This is a genomic window from Chryseobacterium paludis, from assembly GCF_025403485.1.
Taxonomy (GTDB): domain Bacteria; phylum Bacteroidota; class Bacteroidia; order Flavobacteriales; family Weeksellaceae; genus Chryseobacterium; species Chryseobacterium paludis.
In genome coordinates, this window is record NZ_CP099966.1 from 2,724,107 (window position 1) to 2,743,598 (window position 19,492).

Below are 19,492 nucleotides of genomic sequence, written 5' to 3' on the forward strand. Positions count from 1 at the left end.
TAAAAACATTTACTTTATCTAAACAGAAATACTTGTTTAGATTATTAATTAATTTAAAATTTGTCCCAAAAGATTTTTGTTGACACTTTATCGCCTCCAATTTTTGCAGCTGCAGCTTTTACATTAGTAGCATTTAAAAGATATTCCTGGTCAGAATAAGGCATTCTTACTGGCACTGCTTCTACTAATGATCCTGATGGATTTGCAAATACAGGAAAATCCAGTCTTCTTGTAAAATTCCATGCTTGGAAGCCCTTATTAAACATCGCTATCCACGCCTGCTCACCAATTGACTTTTTCCAATTAATTGGATCAAATGGATGTGCAGCTATAAATGCACTAGCCTGAGTTGGGTCAACATTATATTCCGTCATGGAAGCTTGAATTGCCTGCGAATATAAGGTAGTAGCAGTTCCACCCACAGCAAAACCTCGAGCAGCAGCCTCAGTTCTCAAAAACATAATTTCAGCATAATCTAATAAAAATCCTTGTGCATTCTCTCCTGAAATAACATTTGTAAAGTGAGAATATTGGTTAAATACATTTTGGCTACCGTACACTCCACCAATATAAGCATTAGCAACAGTAGTAAACCAAACCGCTCTTCTTGGATCATTATTAGTATTCATGAAATTTACCAGAATATTTGAAGGTAAGAAATCATTTCTACCAGATTGTATTACGTCTTGATAAACCGGATTGGATAATAATCCTGAAGGAAATGTCTGTAGTCCAAAATTATCAGCCTTCTCTGTAAATAACCCTCCTGTATATGCCGCTTCAGCATAGGTTTTGGCAAGTACGGGTTCTACATCTGCTAAAGCAATAGCGAGTCTAAACTTCAAAGAATTTCCCATCTTTTTCCATTTAAACATATCTCCTTTGTAAATTAAATCTTTATCATATCCTATTTCAGAAGTATTAATCAATGCCAAAGCAGCATCAATCCTTTTAACAAGATCAAGGTAAATGACCTTTGCATCATCATAAGGAATTTCAGCATTTCCAGGATTTTCCGCTGTAGCTTTCAATGCTCCAAAATATGGTATATCTCCATAAGTATCTACTAAATTAGCCCATGCGTAAGCATTCACTAATTCTATCATAGCGATGCTATTATTTCTTTGAACCGGAGTTACACTTTCTCCATCAAGAAACCTTCTTGCATCTCTTAATGCTGACAGAACCCCCGGAGAGTTTATTGTAGCAGAAGCAGACGACATCATACGGTTGTAATGATTTCTAGGTATCGGACGAGCAGTCATATTATAATTTGTCTCATCCGGATATGTTGTTTCCGACCATTGCTGGGTGAAAAATCGACTTATGTTTCTGTTAACATTAACGTTCAATACCTGATCAAGCAATGCGTGTTCCGCACTTGCAAAAAGTACTCCTGATGGAACTTCTGTTGGATGTTTTGGATCTTCGTTCAATGAAGTAATATCCCTCTCACATGAATTCAAAGTTAATGCGAGTGAAGCAACACCTATAATTAAAAATATTTTTTTCATTTTTTAGAATTTTAAAGTTATGTCTATCCCAATGTCACGAGTTGTAGGCAACGATCCTATGGATTGTCCTTTAGCAGCTAGCCCATTCCCTGTTCCTGTTTCAGGATCGGCATAAGGTAAATTTTTATGGATGATCCAAAGGTTTCTTCCAACAATTGAAATTTTTGCATCCTGGATACCTGTATTCGCTAAGTATGATTTTGGTAAATTATACCCTATACTGGCTTCTCTTAATTTTACATAAGATGCGTCATAAACAAATCGTTTGTTTGGCATAGCATTATATCCATCTACACGACCACTAATTCCAGGAGTACTTGTAGGTGTTGTATTGACTTGTCCATTTGGATTCACTCCTGGATAGACTACCCCACTTTCTCTATAATACGCTGTTTCTTCATATAACCCGGTAGAGATACCATATCCCATATCTGGAGAAAATACATCCCCTCCTTGTTTCACATCAATCAGGAAGCTGAATGAAAAATCTTTGTAGCGAAGACTATTTCTTACACCACCTACCCAATCAGGTGTAACATTTCCTATAATCTGATTATTGTTTCTTAAATACCTTCCTGTAGTCGCATTAACTACTTTTTGTCCATTAGCATCATATACATAATCCGATCCCACCAAAGCTCCAAATGCTTCGCCAACACGAGCATTAAGAGATACATTGTTCTGATAACTTGCTAAAAGATAATTTTGAGAATTTCCATTTAAAGAAACTACTTCATTTTCATTTTTAGACCAGTTTACATCAATATCCCATCTAAAGTCATCGGTTTTAAATGGCGTACCATTTAACTGCACTTCTATACCTTTGTTATTGACCTGCCCGGCATTTACTAAAAACGTTCTATATCCTGTAGCTGAAGATACTGGCAAATTAATGATTTGATCAATTGTTCTTGTTTTATAGATAGCTACATCAAATCCTAATCTGTTTTTAAAGAATTGTGCTTCCATACCAAATTCTGTTTCCTTAGATCTCTGCGGCTTTAAATTTGGATTAGCAAGGAAAAAAGGCTGATCAAACAATCCTTCTCCTCTGGCTTTAAATGTATTTACTAATCTGTAATTCGTTGTTGAGGAACCTACCTCTGCATAATTTCCTCTTATTTTCCAGAAGCTAAGCCAATCCTGCTTTACAAATTCTGAAAGAATTAAAGATCCTGTAACTGAATAATAATCGTAGTTATTATTCTTTTTTGGAAGGTTAGAACTTTGATCCATTCTATACGTTCCATCAACGTATAAGAAATTTTTATACCCAAAAGATGCTGTTGCATAAATACTCGAAGTAACAAACTTTTGGTAGGTCTCATCAGGAGGAAGTATTGTTCTTACTGAGTTTGAAATCGCAAATAATCCCGGCTTCGAAAGTCCTCCTTCCGTAGTTGCAAATACATTATCTACTAAATTTCTTCTGACGTTTCCTCCGACAATACCACTCACATTCAAATCAGAGGTAATATCAAATTTATAGTTAGCAAATAAATCAAAATTGATTTCTGTATTTTTCACATTTGTTCTCGAATATCCTGAACCTACATTAAGGCCTGACGCTCCAAATACCTGAGGTATTGATCCGTTCATTAACCTTTCTTCTATAACCATCTGTAGATCATCATACGATAACTTTCCTGTAATTCCGAAATTTTTGGAAACATCGTATTTTAACTGTGCATAACTGAATATTCTGGTTCTATCATCTGACTGATAACTCTGATATCTTTGAAAGTAAGGGTTGTTCCAATATTGAGGTGTTGCATCATCAGAAGCAGTTCTGTTCCAGGAAAAATTAGAGTTTCCATTATTTTGATATGCCTGTCTCAATGCTTCAACATCTACGTTAGTCTGCCACCATTGTCGGAAACCAGTAATAATATTGTCAGAATAACCTGTTTCGTTTCTACCTCTTGTACCCTGCAAAGTTAAAGTGGTGAAAACTGATGCATGTAATTTCTCTGTAAAATCATGATTAAATTTTGCTGATATGGTATTCTTCCTTAATTCAGAGTTTGGCATAAGACCATTAGAAAGCATATTAGAATAAGATAGTGAGAGATTCGATGTTTTATTTCCTTTCTCAAGCGTAAGCGTATTCACATAGGTAATCGGAGTTTCAAAAAATTTAATCGGTCCGTTTTTAGCTGCAACCCATGGTGTTGCTTTTTTATAATTTGGAGACGATGGATCGTAAGAATCCCATTGATATACCAAAAGATTGGGATCGAATGCAGGTCCATAAGATGCATCATCTACGAAGTTAGCATAATTGTGTCCGTCTGGGTTTGGATCTTCATTCCAAGAATTCCCTCCGTAACCGGCGCCGTATTTTGTTTGGTATTTAGGAAAGGTAGACTTGTCAATAAATCCCGCAGTTATTCCAGAATTTATTGTTACTCCCCAAGTACCGTCATCTTTACCTTTACCACTTTTTGTAACGATCAAGATAACACCATCACTACCTCTTTCTCCATATAATGCAGATGCGGCGGCTCCTTTCAGAACGTTTACAGACTCAATATCTTCCTGATTAATATCGGAGAGAAAGTTTCCGTAATCGAATATTGATCCTGCAACCGTGTTATTGTTCACTGGAGAACCATCTATTACGATAAGTGGAGAACCTCCGGATAGAGATTTGTAACCTCTAATTAAAAGGTTAGCTGATCCGCCAAAGTTATTGTTTGTATTAACCTGTAACCCGGCTACCTTACCTGAAAGAAGTGATGCTACGTTTCCGGTGTTTGTCGTTCCACCAGTTAACGCCTCGGCCTTTATTTCTTCAGAGGCATAACCAAGAGATTTCTTATCTCTTTTAATTCCAAGGGCAGTCACTACGACTCCTTCGATGTCTTGTGTTCTTACTGTATCTGTCTTCTTTTGTTGTGCATTGGTGAGTGCAAACGATGAGGACAACACAAGTATAAGTACACTTGCTGTTATTTTCTTCATATCAAATTATTTAAGCTTTACAAATTTGTAAAACTTTCTTAAGAACACAAAAGAAAATTATAAAAAATTAACAATTGTTCAAAAATCATCAACATAATCATCAATTAAGTTAATAATTTCTGTTAAACATTGAAGATTTAACAAAAACTAAAACTCTAATAAGTGATTTAATTGTAAAAAATAGACCAGTCTATAAAAACGACATACTATATCATACAGTAGTGATATTTAATTATAAAAAGGAGCCTAATAATAGAATTAACAGCTGATTAACAGAATATTAAAAGCAATCCCTTCATTAGATATTACATTCAATTACTATATTTTCAATCCATTCGTGATCAAATTTACGACCATATACAATGCTATGCATATAATATTTTTATCCTTATTTCTTCTTATTAGTATAAATTATCAAAAATTAAATATTACTTAAAACAAAAAAAACCGCTCTAAAGAGCGGTTTTAAATATATTAAAATGAATGATCAAATTAATTTCTTGCCCAGAATGGCGTGTACTGATTTTTGCTAAATACATCAGAATTACTTATTCCTGGAACATTGCTAGCATTACCAATATATTCTGAAAGAGGATAAATCAGTCTGTTAGGTTTTGGATTTGAAGAAACAGTTGCTAGAGGAGTTACAGGGAAACCTGTTCTAGTATAATCAAAGAAAGATTGCTCAGGATTAACACCTGTTAAAGCGATCCACTTCTGTGTCATAATAGCATCTAATTTATTCGCATCAGTTCCAGTCCAACCCAACCCCGGTCTTGCTGCTATTGCTGTTAAATAGAGTCCAGGTATGTCAATAGGTGTAGCTGGAGGAACGGGAACAGTATGATCAATCGCATCAAAGAATTCAAAAGAAGCTCTTATTCCTGCTTTAAAATTTCCTTCAGCATCTCCTCCAAAGATTCCAGGATATCTTAAAGCAGCTTCCGCTTGTAAAAATTTCGACTCTGCTCTGGTCATGATACAACCAGACTTAGCAGAAGCTTTAGCTGTATAATCAGCACCAGTATTCTCAGGTGTCCCTTTTCCTATAGTGATTCCATAAGTAAATCTCGAAACAGCAGTTGGAACACCCGGCTGACCTGGTAAATTCCCCTGTCTAATACCTTGAACTTTTCCACCTGGAAGAGTAAACATTCTTCCTCTTCTACCATCAACTATACCGTTAAATTTCTGATAAACTGGACGGGTATCTCCCTCCATATTTCCATTTAATACAAGTGCTTCATGCTCAGAAGCAACATTAATGGAGAAATTTGCAGCATTATTACCTGAACTAGTTCTTACATAGAAATTAGTGAACGGATTTTGTTGCGCATCATTTGCTGCTGAATATCCTGGGTTCTCCAATACATCTTGATCAATAAACTGCGCACCACTTAATGATGCTAATTTTTGATCTCTGTAAGTCGCCATAGCACCTGTTACATTCGACATTCTTAACAAATATCTTAGCTTTAATGTATTAGCAAAAGCTTTCCACTTAGTTTTATCTCCTTTAAAAACGATATCAGCCGTTGGAGTATCTCCTGTATTAGAATTTAATAGAGCAATTGCACTTTCTAAATCAGCAATAGAAGCTTTATAGATATCTTCACCTTTATCATATTTAGGTGTTAAATTATCCTGTCCTTTCCAAGCTTCAGAATATGGCATATCACCATACAAATCTGTTAATATCTGTACATAATTCGCCTTCATAATCATTGCCATCGCCTTATGCTGGGTATATTTCTTAGTAGGATCATTAAATACGATTATCTGTTGAAAATTGGCAATCCCTCTGAAAATACTATCCCAAACATCATTGTAAAATGTATTGGAAACGTTAGGCTTATAATCATCAATAAATGGAGCACCGTATACCAATGAGTTTCCTGCAGTTGAATTCATTGCAACGCTGGCAAATCTGTTTAATGTCTGAGACTGCTTTGCATATGTTAATGTAATACCAACAGGCAATAATTCATTTGGAGTAACTTTATCAATCCCAATGTTATTTGGATCTTCATTTACATCAAGATATCGATTACAAGATACCGAAGCAAACAACATTGATAAAGATAAAACCGCTGTTGTTAATTTTATATTTTTCATAATTTTATTAAAGTTTAGAATGTAGCTTTTAAGTTAATACCAAAAGATCTTTGAGAAGGATATTGGCCTGCGATCGCAATACCAGCACCATTACCATTAGTGTAAGAGGTTTCAGGATCAGCATAGTTTCTGTTTTCTTTTGAATAGACAAAGAATGGATTTCTCGCAAACAATCCTACTGTAAAACCAGTAACAAAGGTTGACGATAAAACAGATTTTGGAATATCATAAGATAATGCAATTTCTCTTACCTTAAAGGCTGTAGCATCTAATACCATTGGTTCTCCTAATCTTTGTAGAGATTGAGAACTGAAATATCCTGCAACACCATCATAATCTGCAGTTCCTCCTACTGGAGTAACGTTGGCAACAGATTGACCATTCACTATTTGAACTGAATTAGGAATCACATACCCTTGGCTTCTGTCAAAACCAGCAGTATCTTCTGTCATCCCGGCAAATGTAAGAATACTCTTACCTAATGATGCAAATTTACCTCCTTTACGGTAATCCATAGTACCGGAAAGTGTAAAGCTCTTATATCTGATAGAAGTATTCAAACCAAGTGTATAATCTGGAGTCACTCTACCCATACTAGTTAAAGTAGTACTTTGCAATGGAACACCATCTGCGCCTACAATAATTCTTCCCTGATCATCTCTTTGGAATGTTGTGGCTTTAATAACCTGTGCATCAGATCCCTTTATTGCAAAAACACCAAGTCCAACCGTTTGATAAGGAACAGCAAGTGCTACTTCATCAAGTCCATTTGGTAAATCTATTACAGTAGTTCTGGATTTCGCGAAAGAAGCTCTTAAATTCCAAGTGAAGTCTTGAGTTTTGAATGGTGTAATACCCAAATCTATCTCCAAACCTTTCATTCTGGTTTTCCCAAAATTATCCTTCAAGGTATTAAGTCCTGAAGTATTTGAAACATTCGCATTCGTAATCAAATCTTTTGTATCAGACTGATAAATTGATCCTTCTAAAGTAATACGATCATTGAAGAAACCCAACTGAACGTTTAAGTCAACAGTAGATATAAATTCTGGTTTAATAGCTCTGTTTGTTTGTGCAGCATTTACCGCATAACCTGGTAATCCTGAAAAAGGATAGCCAGGAGGAATAATACCAACATTTGTAGTATTATAAGGCAATACCGCTGATGTATTCCCAACTCTTGTGAAACTTGGTGCAATCTTGATATAACTAATCACATCGTTTTTCAATCCTTCAAATGCTTTTGTAGGAACAAATGAAAGACCTACAGAGTAATAAGGGTATGTTTTATTATGAAGCTCTCCATTATAGAATGTAGATAAAACAGAACTTTGTTCAATTCTAAACGTAGAGTTTAAGAATAAATAGTCTTTGTATGATAAATCTAAATTGGCAAAACCAGCAACAACTCTTTGTCTTGTTGTACTATTATCAAAAGCGATATTATCTAATGCAGCTGCTCCATTTAAATTTCCAGGCTGAATAGGACTGTTAACATTACGAATATCATACCATCCCGGAACAATTAAATTGGTTCCTCCCATTGCTCTTGAAGTTCTGTAGCTATCCTGGATGTTATTACCAATGTTTAATTTCAAATTAATGTCATTGGTTAGATCATAGTTAAAATTCAACATGATATCTCCGTAATAGCTTCTAGTGCTTACTGTACGACTGATATAATAGGAATCATAATTAGCATTTTGCGTATAATCCTGTAAATTCCCTCCGTCAAATGCTAGCCCGGCATTATATATCTGAGTTGCTTTAAAACCATCATCATGGTTGTCTGATCTCGAATTATTTAAATATACGTTACCTGTATATGTTAAATTGATATTCTTGTTAAAATCATATTGTAATGACAAGATTCCAGACAAATAATCATTAATAGTATTCTGTCTGGTATGCTCAATCTGATAATAAGGGTTTTTAGTAAATGCAGATAAACCACCTTCGATACCAGAGTTTCTATACTTTCTGATATCGTTCATTGTAGGCATTTGCAGGATATCGTTGTATAGCTCAGAATCAGATTGGTTTGTTATTTTGCTAATGTAATTAACAGTTCCGTCAATTCTTAATTTATCTAATTTTTTACCAGCCTTCAATAAAAAGCTATTTTGTCTTAATTTATCACCTTCAACAACGAAATCATTCTCTAATCTGTTGATTGATAGCATGGCATAAGAATCGGCCCCACCAGAATTGATAGTAATACCGTTCTGTAAGATTACTCCATTTTTGAAAAATTTAGAAAAATGATCTTTTACAGGAGCAAACTTTTCATAGATAAATTGATTGTTTGCCTGTGGAAGTCCTGAAGGAACCATTTGTCCTCCAATATCTGGATTGTTATAAGCTGGACCCCAAGACATATTTTCGAAAGGTACATAAGTTGCTCCATTATAATCTGGATCACCAGCACTAAAAGCTGGCTCATGAGGATAACCTTTCCCATATTGCTGTTGTACTATTGGGAACTTGAAAGCTTGATTCATTTGTATTGAAGAGGTAAGAGTAAATGACATTTTCTCTCCTTTAGATCCTCTTTTAGTGGTTACAATAATAACCCCGTTTACCCCTTGTTGTCCATAAAGTGCTGCTCCTTGTAAACCTTTAATAACGTTTACATTTTCAATCACTTCAGGAGGTAGTTGAGCTAAAACAGTAGCACTAGAAATTACATTATCAATAACAACTAAAGCCTGGTTATCACCAGAAATTGATTTATTCCCTCTAATTACAATTCTACTTGTAGCTCCTACACTATTGTCAGTCTGAGTAATCTGTAAACCAGATACTTTTCCTGTTAAAGCTTGTACAGCATTTGGAGCTGAAGCCTGGTTTAATTCTTTTGTACCAACTACTTGTTGCGCATTTGTTACTGCATCAGCTTTTTTCTTAATACCAAGAGCCCCTGTAACAACGACTTCTTCGATATTCTGTGTTCTTACTGTATCACTCTTTCTTTGCTGTGCATTTGCAACAAAAAAAGACGAAGACAAAACTACAATTAGAACACTAGTTGTTAATTTCTTCATATTTAAATTGATTATTTTTTTTATTATTGCAAATTTGTAAAACTTTCTTAACAATACAAAAGAAAATCGTAAAAAATTAACAACTTTTTAATAATCGACAAAATTAAATATTAAAATTTAACACAATTAGTTAAATATAAGGATTTTAACAAAAATTCATAAAAAAAAAGAAGGTTTAATTAAATTAAAAATACATTTGAGAAAAATTACAAAGCCGTTATATTAATGGAGATAATTTGATTAAAAAAAAACAAATTAAACACTGATTAACAGTAGATTACGATTAAAAGCCATATCACATTGTATTATTCACCACTAGTTGTATTAAATTGTTTTTAAATTTAACAAATAAAAACAACCATCAATTAAGCACTTTTCATCGAAAATTTTTCTTAAAATAAGCACAAATTGTAAAAAAAATGCCAAAATTTAAAATATATGATTCAGATTTGAATTACAAAATCATCATTAAAAAAAATCACCACATTTCGAGTGATATGAAATAAGATGTGACCAGAATTTCTTCCGGTCACATCTGCTATATATAGCATTTGTTAATTGAATGTAATTTTTAAATTATTTCATCCAGAATGGTGAATACTGATTAACCGTATACATTTCATCAATTCCCGGATTTGGAACATTTGCCGTATTTGAAATATATTCAGATTGAGCATACATTAATCTTTTTGGCCTTGACGGATAATAAGATCCTAAAGGCATTGGTAAAACTGGAAATCCTGTTTTATTATAGCTAATAAATGTTTCAGTAGGATTAATATTCGTCAGAGCAACCCATTTTTGATATTGAATAGCCTGAATTTTATTAGGAGAAGCTGCCCATCCCATTCCTGGCTTAGTAGAAATAGCTGCCAAATAATTATTAGTAGCTGTTGGACTAGCACCAAAAGTAAGAAAAGATTGAGTAACACCATCATTAAATGAAGTCTGAGCATTAAATGCCATTGTCGTAGGATAAACAGTCGCTGCTTCAGCCTGTAAAAACCTAACCTCAGCAAGAGTTAAAACCAAACCTGGCAATGCTGAACCTCCAGATGGAGATGCAAAAGCAGAGAATAAGCCCAAAGTCGCAAAATCGGTTTCAACCTTGGAAGCATCTTTACCCCCACCCTGAGGCTGTCCAACCATTAAATTTGCATTAGCAGAAGGCCCAGACACTCCCCCAATATAATTAGATGCCTGTCCAACTCCATTATTTAAGAACAATCTTGTAATCCTACCATCAGCAACGCCAGAAGTCTCGGGTATTTGTCCTTTTAATGCTTTGATAATATGATCAGAAGCAAATGTCAATCTATAATCCGCACTCATATCATTTGAGGCTATATTAATCACACCATAAGTTGTATAAAATGGGTTCTGCTGCCCCGTACTAGCACTACTATACCCTGGATTTATCTTAACATCGGCGCTTACAAATTTTGTTACATCTGACGTTAAAGGTGCTAATGCTTGCAACTCTGTATTTCTCCAGGCGATTACTTCGGGATCTGTACAATTTGAAAGCCTCACCAACATTTTCAACTTCACCGTGTTTGCCATCTGAGCCCACTTACTCATATCAGCAGATGCAGCCGCAAATATAGGATCCTCAACAGGCAACAAAGCATAAGTTGCATTTTCAGGTGTTTGCCCCAATAAAACTAAAGCTTGATTAAGCTCAGCTAACAATCCTTTGTAAACATCTTTACCCTTATCATATTTCGGATGCTTATTAGCTTGACCTTTAAAAGCCTCAGTATAAGGCACATCATTATACAAATCCACAATCATTTGCATATAATAAGCCTTCATAATCTTAGCAATCGCTACATGATGTGGATATTTAGCTGCATTAGGACTTTCAATTATCGCCTGATAATTTGAGATTCCTAAATATAAATTATCCCAAATCGTATCATAAAATTGAGAATCAGCTCTCATTCTAAATTCATCTCCATAAGGTGAAGCATAGAAATAAATATTTCCAGCCCATGCATTCATTATTAAATTCCCAAACCTATTCATAGTTCCTGCTTGGGTTCTAAAAACTACAGTTTCTGCAGCAGACAATCTATCTTTTGGGGTAAGCTGATTACTGTAAGCATCATTAACATTCTTATTCACATCTAAGAACTCCTCACTACACGAGTTAAAAAATAACAATGCTGTTATTCCTAAAATTGGTATTAATATCTTTTTCATTGTTTTTATTTAAAAATTAATTGTAGTAGTAAACCCGACAGTTCTTGTCGACGGATACTGGTTAGAATTTGATATACCTGAAATATTTCCTGTTGTAAATGATGCCTCAGGATCTGCATACCCTCTATTCTCCTTAGCAAACTTATAGAATGGATTCCTAGCATAAACACTAAAACTAAGTCCGGTTAACCCAATAGATCGCGCTGCATCTCCTCCAAGAGCATAAGATACCCCAAGTTCTCTTACTCTAAATGCCGTACCACTCATGATAAAATTCTCAGCAACTCTACTGTAAACACTTCCATAATAATCCGGCAGTCCTGCATAAGAATCTCCACCCGATTTAATAGAGGTATTTTCAACATATTGACCGGCATTATTCATATACACTGAATTTGGAATAATATACCCTCCTTGAGTTCTATCAAAAGATGCAGACTGCTCTAGACCTCCACTAAACGCTAGGTTTTGCATTGCTCCAGAGTACAAAACCCCGCCATTCCTATAGTCAAGCACCGCATAAACTCCAAAATTCTTGTATTTAAAATTGGTATTAAGTGCTAATGTATAATTTGGAGTTACCCTACCAAAGTTTACATAATTATTTGAGATGTATGGATTACCGTTATCTGGGTTAATAATAATTCTTCCCTGATCGTCTCTTAAATAAGCAGTTCCTTTTAACATTGGAAACTCTTCACCTTTAATTGCATAAATACCAGCATTTCCACCCACAGAAAGATTCACCTCATCCTGTCCGTTAGCAAGCTCAATAACTTTAGTTCTATTGATACTCCATCCAAAATTCAGATCCCACGAGAAGTCCGACGTCTTAATTGGAGTAGCACCTAAGTTAACCTCAAACCCCTTATTTCTAATATCACCAACGTTAATAGGCGTAAATCTTATACCAGTCGTATTAGATGTAGTTTGGTTTGTTATCAGATCTTTTGTGGTCTGAATATACCCACTAACATCTAATGTAATTCTATTTTTCAAAAAGCCCAAACCTATACTGATTTCATTACTGGTAACAATTTCAGGTCTGATATTAGTATCTGTTGGCGTCTGATTATTAACAAAACTTAATGGACCAGTTCCAAATGGATAACCAGGCGCAAGTGTAGCAGTATCCTCAATTCCAAAAACATTTACATTGTCATTACCAACACGTGTATAAGAACCTTTAACAACCAATCGGCTTAAGATATCGCTTTCAACCTCAAAAGCCTTTAAAGGCATGAACGACACCCCAGCAGAATTATAAAAATAATGTGCTGTACTCTCAATACTTGAGTCAGAATGCAATAGTTTAGAAGAATTCTCCAATCTACCTGTTACATTTAAGTATAAATAATCTTTATAGGACAAATCAAGATTTGCAAAAAAAGCGAATTTATTGTCTGTAAATCTCCTATTATTTAAGTTATAAGGAATCGTTAATGTAGTCAAATTCCAATATTGATAGATTCCAGGAATTTTCAAACCAGTACCACTTACTGAAGTAGTTTTAGATTCATTCTGTTGAACATTATAACCAACTAATAATTTAAAATTAATATCCTTAGTAAAGTCATAATTAAAATTAGCCATTAAGTCATTATAAAAATATCTGCTAATAGCATTAGACTGAGATAATGATGAAGTAACTGAACTAACAGCAGTAATCCCATCTACATCAGTGATCCTTGGGCTGGCAGTTGAAGCAACATATCCATTATTATAATTTAAAATATCAGTTGAGGTAATTTGAGCCGTTCCATTATTATTAATCGAAATATGATCATTAATTTTATAACCTAATGAAATGGTTCCATTGAAGATATCCTGTTTTGAAGTATTCCTTACATTCTGAATAGTCCAGTATGGATTCTGATAATACATTGTCCATGCATAAGGCAAAGAACTATCCCGGAAAGCAGTGATAGGAATCTCTGAAGAAGATTGAAGAAGATTGGTGTACAAATCTGGAGTGGTTGTAGAAGCAGACCTATTAATGTACGTAACGCTTCCATCCAAAGAAAGCTTACCTAACTTAAAGCCTCCATTAAACATTACTGAAGTTTTCTTTAATTTATCTTCCGCTACAATAAACTCTCTATCCTGACGGTTTATTGACAAACCACCATATGCACCCTCACTTCCACCTGTAACAGTTAAAGTATTATTAAAACTCGGCCCTGTCTGAAAAAATTCTTTAGCATTATCCTTTTTTCTTGGCGAATAAATCCCACGTACTGAAGCCGCAGCATCTTCACTAGGAACATCCCCGTTAGGATCCACAAATATCATTCCGTCACCATTTACATCATAGAACGGAACACCCATTGCAAGGTTTTGTCCCGCATATGCCGGATCAGAATAAGACGGACCCCACGATCCATTCTCAGCATGAATTCGATCACCAAACCAACCTTGACCATAAGCCTTTTGTCTGCTTGGTGTAAATAATACATTCTCAAATTCAACGTTACTATTAAAACTAATTCTCGGCTTTCTTGACCCACTTCCTTTTTTTGTAGTTATAACAATTGCTCCATTTACACCTTGTGAACCATATAGTGCGGCACCTTGCAAACCTAACAATGTAGTAACAGATTCAAGCATATCAGATGGGAGAGCCTGAAATATTTGAATTGATGATATCACCCCGTCAATTACGATTAAGGGAGATGTACTACCAGTCAGTGTTCTCGAACCTCTAATTTTAATATCATAAGTCCCATCAACACCACTGCTGGTTTTATTAATGGTAAGCCCAGGCACCTTACTGGTTAAACCCGCGATAGCATTTGGAGCACCTGCCTGAGTAAGCTTCTCCTTACCAATAACAGCTGCCGTTGAAGTTTGGGCATCTAATTTCATTTTACGCCCCATAGCTCCAGTCATAATAACTTCGGCAATGTCTGTGGTTTTGAGAGTATCCCTTCTTTTCTTTTCCTGTCCACTTGCTAACGCAAATGTCGAAGAAAGCACTACCATCAAAACACTTGTTGTAAATTTCTTCATATTCAAATTGATTATTATTTTATCAATTACAAATATGTAAAACTTTCTTAAAAAAACCAAATAAATTGTTAAAAAGATTTAATTTAATATTTTTTCCATCATAAATAACACTCAAGAATAACAATAAAACAATAAAAAACATTTATTATTAAATCTTGAAAAAAGCTTTATTTTAACGACTTCCCAATAATTATAAATTATAAATAATATATTTTCACTATTTAATGAAATAAATAACTAAATACTTATTTTATTAAAAATATATTTTTATTTATTTTTACACCTATTTACAAGATTATATACAATTTCATGGATTTATTAAAAAGCTGGTCAGAATCTTATATTGAAGCAGGATGCGATGAAGTTGGCAGAGGATGCCTAAGTGGCCCTGTTGTAGCCGCAGCTGTTGTCCTTGATCATAGCTTCAGCCAAAGTCTAGTAAACGACTCTAAAAAGCTTAATTTTAAAACACGAATGGATCTTGATAATTATATCAAAGACAATGTTCAGGATTATGCGATTGCAGAATTACCCCCGGATTTTATTGATCTACACAACATTCTTAACGCCAGTATCCATGCCATGCATAAGGCGTTAGATAAATTAACAATAAGGCCCGAGCTCATATTAGTAGATGGAAACAAATTTCATCCTTACAATTATATACCTCATCAATGCATTATAAAAGGGGATTCAAAAATGCTTTCGATAGCAGCGGCTTCTATATTAGCTAAAAACTACAGAGACCGTTTAATGATCAACCTTCATGATGAGTTTCCGGAATACGGCTGGGATACAAATTTCGGCTATGCAACCAAGAAACACCAGAATGCACTTATAAAATTTGGACCAACCCGATATCATAGACAATCTTTCAGGCTTAAATACGATTAACAAAAAATATAAACAAAAAAAGAGGGGCAAATAAATTTGCTCCTCTTTTTTATAATCTATTAACAAGATTATTTTTTCTTCTTTTGTTGCTCTGTAACTTTTTGTTGTTCCTGAGCCTTCTCCATCATTTCTCTCATTCTCTTCTGGAATTTGCCCTCAGTTTTAGGCTTCTCTTTATTAGCCTGAATCTGAGCATGAATCTTCTTCTCATCCAAAATTACATATTTGATAACAAGGATAATTAAGATGTTGATCGCATTTGATACAAAGTAATACCAAGAAAGACCTGATGCTGAAGTATTCAGGAAGAATAAGAAAGTAATCGGGAAGATATACATCAATACCTTCATATTCGGCATACCTTCCTGCTGTGGCTGCTGGATATTCCCTGATGTCATAATCGTATAGATTAAGATTACTACTGTACACGCCAATGCAAAAACACTTAGATGATCTCCCAAGAAAGGAATCTTAAATGGTAATTTAATTAAATCATCATATGCCGTTAAATCTTTTGCGAACCAGAATCCTTTTCCTCTTAAGTCAATAAAGTTTGGGAAGAAACGGAATAATGCATAGAAAATAGGAATCTGAACCAACGCCGGTAAACAACCCGCCATTTGATTAACTCCTGCCTTTCGATAAATCTCCATGGTCGCCTGCTGCTTTTTCATAGGATCTGCATCCTTCAACTTAGCTGTAGCTTCATCAATCTCCGGACGAATCACTCTCATCATCGCACTCAGCTTATGCTGCTTGTACATAATCGGAGACAGGATCAATTTCACGATAATCGTCATGATGAAAATTACCCATCCTGCAGTTAATCCCCATGATGCAATAATATTATACATCGGCATGAAGAAATAACGGTTCATTCCTCCGATCAACGACCAACCTAATGGCAATATTTCATCAAAGTTTTTATCATAAGATTTCAACAACGGCAGATCCAATGGCATAAAGTACCAGGTAAAATCCTGATTTAATTCGCTCCCTGTCATCTGAACAAACCCTTCATAGTTGAATTTCTTCAAATACTCCCCTTCTTCTATAGATTCCTGATTTCCTTTACTTTGTGTAAATCCATTCTTAGCTTCGATTACTGAAGAGAAAAACTGCTGTTTTACACCAATCCAATTAAGGGTTTCTTTTTCCTCCTCCATTGTAGTTCTTCCATCATAATCATAACTCTTATAGTTATTAAATGCATATGAGAATTCTGAATGAGACTGCTCTTGAGCTCTACCTTTTTCAAAATTCCTTACATTATAATTCCATAAGAAATCAGCTTTTGTATCTGAAGTTATTTTAGCTAACCCTTGAGTTCTTACTTTAAAATCTAAAGTATACTTTGGAAGTAGTGTATAAATAAACTGAATAACAGCTCCGTTATAATTAGCTGACAACGTTACCGCGTTTCCATTCACTGTTGGAGAGAAAACTAGGTCTTTAGTATTAATAACTTTTCCAGTCTTATCTTTAAACTGAAAACCGTAGTTTGAGTTGTTTTTATTGATTAGATAAAGAGGCAGATCAGCTTTATCACTCTTATGATCATAAGCCTTATATTTTAAAAGTTCTACTTTAGAAACCTGTCCTCCCAAGCTGGAAAATTCCAATTTCAATTCATTATTTCCTAGGGTAGAAACCTGAATAGCATTAGGAGTTACATTTGGATTGATATTACTTGCCTGAGTTTGTTTTACGGCAGTTTTTACTTGTTCAGTTTTTTGTTGTTGAGCTTTCAACTGTTCCTCTTTCTGCTGTTTATTTTGGAAATAAAACATGAATCCGAAGAGAACCAAACATAAAACCGCAAAACTAATCATTTGACTTTTATCGAGTCCGTTGTTCTGTTGCATTTTGATTTTATTAAAATTATTTTTTCATAACCCATCGCAAAACTCAATATTAAATTTCACCCTGGATTTCGAGCTGACAAAAATACTGATTTTTTATCAAAACTCTATCTTTTACTCTATTACAATATAATAAACTCAGACTGATAATAATCAACCTGAGTTTACACATGACGTTTATACGATATAAATCCCTTTATTTCTTTTCACAAGCTTTAATAAAAGCTCTGAATAAAGGATGCGGTGTTGCTACCGTACTCTTATATTCAGGATGATACTGTACTCCTACATAGAAAGGATGATCTGTAAGCTCAAGAGCTTCAACCAATCCTGTTTCAGGATTTGTTCCTGTTGCCAAGAAACCATTTTTCTCAAATTCCTGTAAATAATCACTGTTAAACTCATAACGGTGACGGTGTCTTTCGGAAATATTCTTACTTCCGTAGATCTCCGATAATTTAGAATGGTTTTTTATAGAACACTTCCAAGAACCAAGACGCATCGTGCCGCCTTTATCTACTACATTTTTTTGCTCTTCCATTAATGAAATTACAGGATGCTCCGTAGCAGTATCAAACTCCATAGAGTTTGCTTTTGAATACCCAAGAATATTTCTTGCAAATTCAACAGTCATAATCTGCATTCCCAAACAAATTCCTAACATTGGAATTTTATTTTCTCTTGCGTACTGTGCTGTAAGAACCTTTCCTTCAATACCTCTGTCTCCAAAACCTGGAGCAACAAGGATTCCGTTAACTCCTTTTAATGTTTCTTTAATATTCTCTGGAGTAATATCTCCACTGTAAACCCATCTTACTTTAACTTCAGTTTCCTGATCTGCTCCAGCGTGTTTGAAAGCTTCAGCAATAGAGATATAAGAATCCTGTAGAGAAATATATTTTCCAACTAAAGCAATCTCAACTGTTCTTTTCGGATTCTGGAATTTCTTAAGGAAGTTCTTCCAGTCTTTAAGATCAGCTTCTTTATCACTCTTAAGATCCAGTCCTTTTAAAACTACATCATCAAAATTTTGTTTCTGAAGGTACATTGGAACCTCATAGATCGTTTCCAGATCCTTACATTCAATAACGTTATCTAATGGAACGTTACAGAACTGAGCTAATTTGGCCCTCTGATCTTTTGGAATTTTATGTTCTGTTCTACAAACCAAAACATCAGCCATAATTCCACTTTCCATCAATTGACGAACGGAATGCTGAGAAGGCTTCGTTTTTAATTCTCCACTTGAAGCCAGATATGGCAACAAAGTAAGGTGAATCACCATAGAGTTTTTCTCACCTAACTCCCATTTTAACTGACGTACAGTTTCAATGTAAGGCAAAGATTCAATATCTCCGACAGTACCTCCGATTTCAGTAATAATGATATCATAGTTCTGCTTGGAAAGCATTTTAATTCTACGTTTAATTTCGTTTGTAATATGAGGTATTACCTGAACTGTTTTCCCAAGGAAATCTCCTTTTCTTTCTTTTTCAATTACAGTTTGGTAAATTTTCCCTGTCGTAACATTGTTATTTTGGGAAGTGGGAGCATCCAAGTATCGCTCGTAGTGACCTAAATCCAGATCCGTCTCCGCACCATCTTCGGTTACATAGCATTCTCCGTGTTCATAAGGATTCAAAGTTCCTGGGTCAATATTAATATAAGGATCTAGTTTTTGGATCGTTACATTAAAACCGCGAGATTTCAGCAATAGTCCCAGAGAAGCAGAAACGATTCCTTTTCCCAAAGATGAAGTTACACCTCCTGTCACAAAGATGTATTTAGTATTCTTTTTACTCATTAGATTAGGTTTGTGCAAAGTTATGGGAAAAAGAAATACGAGGCAATTTATTTACCAACAAATAAAAAAAAGGTTCCTCAA

The 19,492-nt window shown here is 34.6% G+C and carries 9 protein-coding genes; 1 reads left to right on the forward strand and 8 read right to left on the reverse strand.

All coding sequences use genetic code 11. The annotated features are described in order from the left end of the window. Positions 1-53: 53 nt before the first annotated feature. The 6 genes from NG806_RS12295 to NG806_RS12320 all read right to left on the reverse strand — a co-directional run bounded on the left by NG806_RS12295 (position 54) and on the right by NG806_RS12320 (position 14,851). Entirely contained in the window at positions 54-1,514 is a 1,461-nt protein-coding gene (locus tag NG806_RS12295) for a SusD/RagB family nutrient-binding outer membrane lipoprotein (RefSeq protein WP_261509862.1), read from the reverse strand. 3 nt (positions 1,515-1,517) lie between these two features. Beyond that, positions 1,518-4,478, reverse strand: a complete 2,961-nt coding sequence (locus NG806_RS12300; protein ID WP_214828130.1) for a SusC/RagA family TonB-linked outer membrane protein — start codon at positions 4,476-4,478, stop codon at positions 1,518-1,520. A 492-nt stretch (positions 4,479-4,970) separates the two neighbouring features. Beyond that, the gene (locus NG806_RS12305; RefSeq protein WP_261509864.1) at positions 4,971-6,593 is read right to left on the reverse strand and encodes a SusD/RagB family nutrient-binding outer membrane lipoprotein; all 1,623 of its coding nucleotides are present in this window, start codon (positions 6,591-6,593) and stop codon (positions 4,971-4,973) included. 14 nt (positions 6,594-6,607) lie between these two features. After that, complete coding sequence (locus NG806_RS12310; RefSeq protein WP_261509865.1) at positions 6,608-9,637, reverse strand: SusC/RagA family TonB-linked outer membrane protein; 3,030 nt, start codon at positions 9,635-9,637, stop codon at positions 6,608-6,610. Positions 9,638-10,213: 576 nt separating this feature from the next. Next, positions 10,214-11,842: a SusD/RagB family nutrient-binding outer membrane lipoprotein gene (locus NG806_RS12315; RefSeq protein WP_214828122.1), complete on the reverse strand. Its 1,629-nt coding sequence runs from the start codon at positions 11,840-11,842 to the stop codon at positions 10,214-10,216. 9 nt (positions 11,843-11,851) lie between these two features. Then, positions 11,852-14,851 carry a SusC/RagA family TonB-linked outer membrane protein gene (locus NG806_RS12320; protein ID WP_261509866.1) on the reverse strand — a complete coding sequence of 1,000 codons (3,000 nt, stop codon included), beginning with the start codon at positions 14,849-14,851 and terminating at the stop codon, positions 11,852-11,854. Between the two features lie 309 nt (positions 14,852-15,160). Here NG806_RS12320 and NG806_RS12325 point away from each other — a divergent pair, with 309 nt between their 5' ends. Continuing rightward, positions 15,161-15,745, forward strand: coding sequence for a ribonuclease HII (locus NG806_RS12325; RefSeq protein WP_261509867.1), 585 nt, complete (start codon positions 15,161-15,163; stop codon positions 15,743-15,745). Positions 15,746-15,813: 68 nt separating this feature from the next. Here NG806_RS12325 and yidC read toward each other — a convergent pair whose 3' ends face one another. Both yidC and NG806_RS12335 read right to left on the reverse strand, forming a co-directional pair. Continuing rightward, positions 15,814-17,610 carry a membrane protein insertase YidC gene (gene yidC / locus NG806_RS12330; RefSeq protein ID WP_214828113.1) on the reverse strand — a complete coding sequence of 599 codons (1,797 nt, stop codon included), beginning with the start codon at positions 17,608-17,610 and terminating at the stop codon, positions 15,814-15,816. Between the two features lie 193 nt (positions 17,611-17,803). After that, entirely contained in the window at positions 17,804-19,411 is a 1,608-nt protein-coding gene (locus NG806_RS12335) for a CTP synthase (RefSeq protein ID WP_214828111.1), read from the reverse strand. Positions 19,412-19,492: the final 81 nt, after the last annotated feature.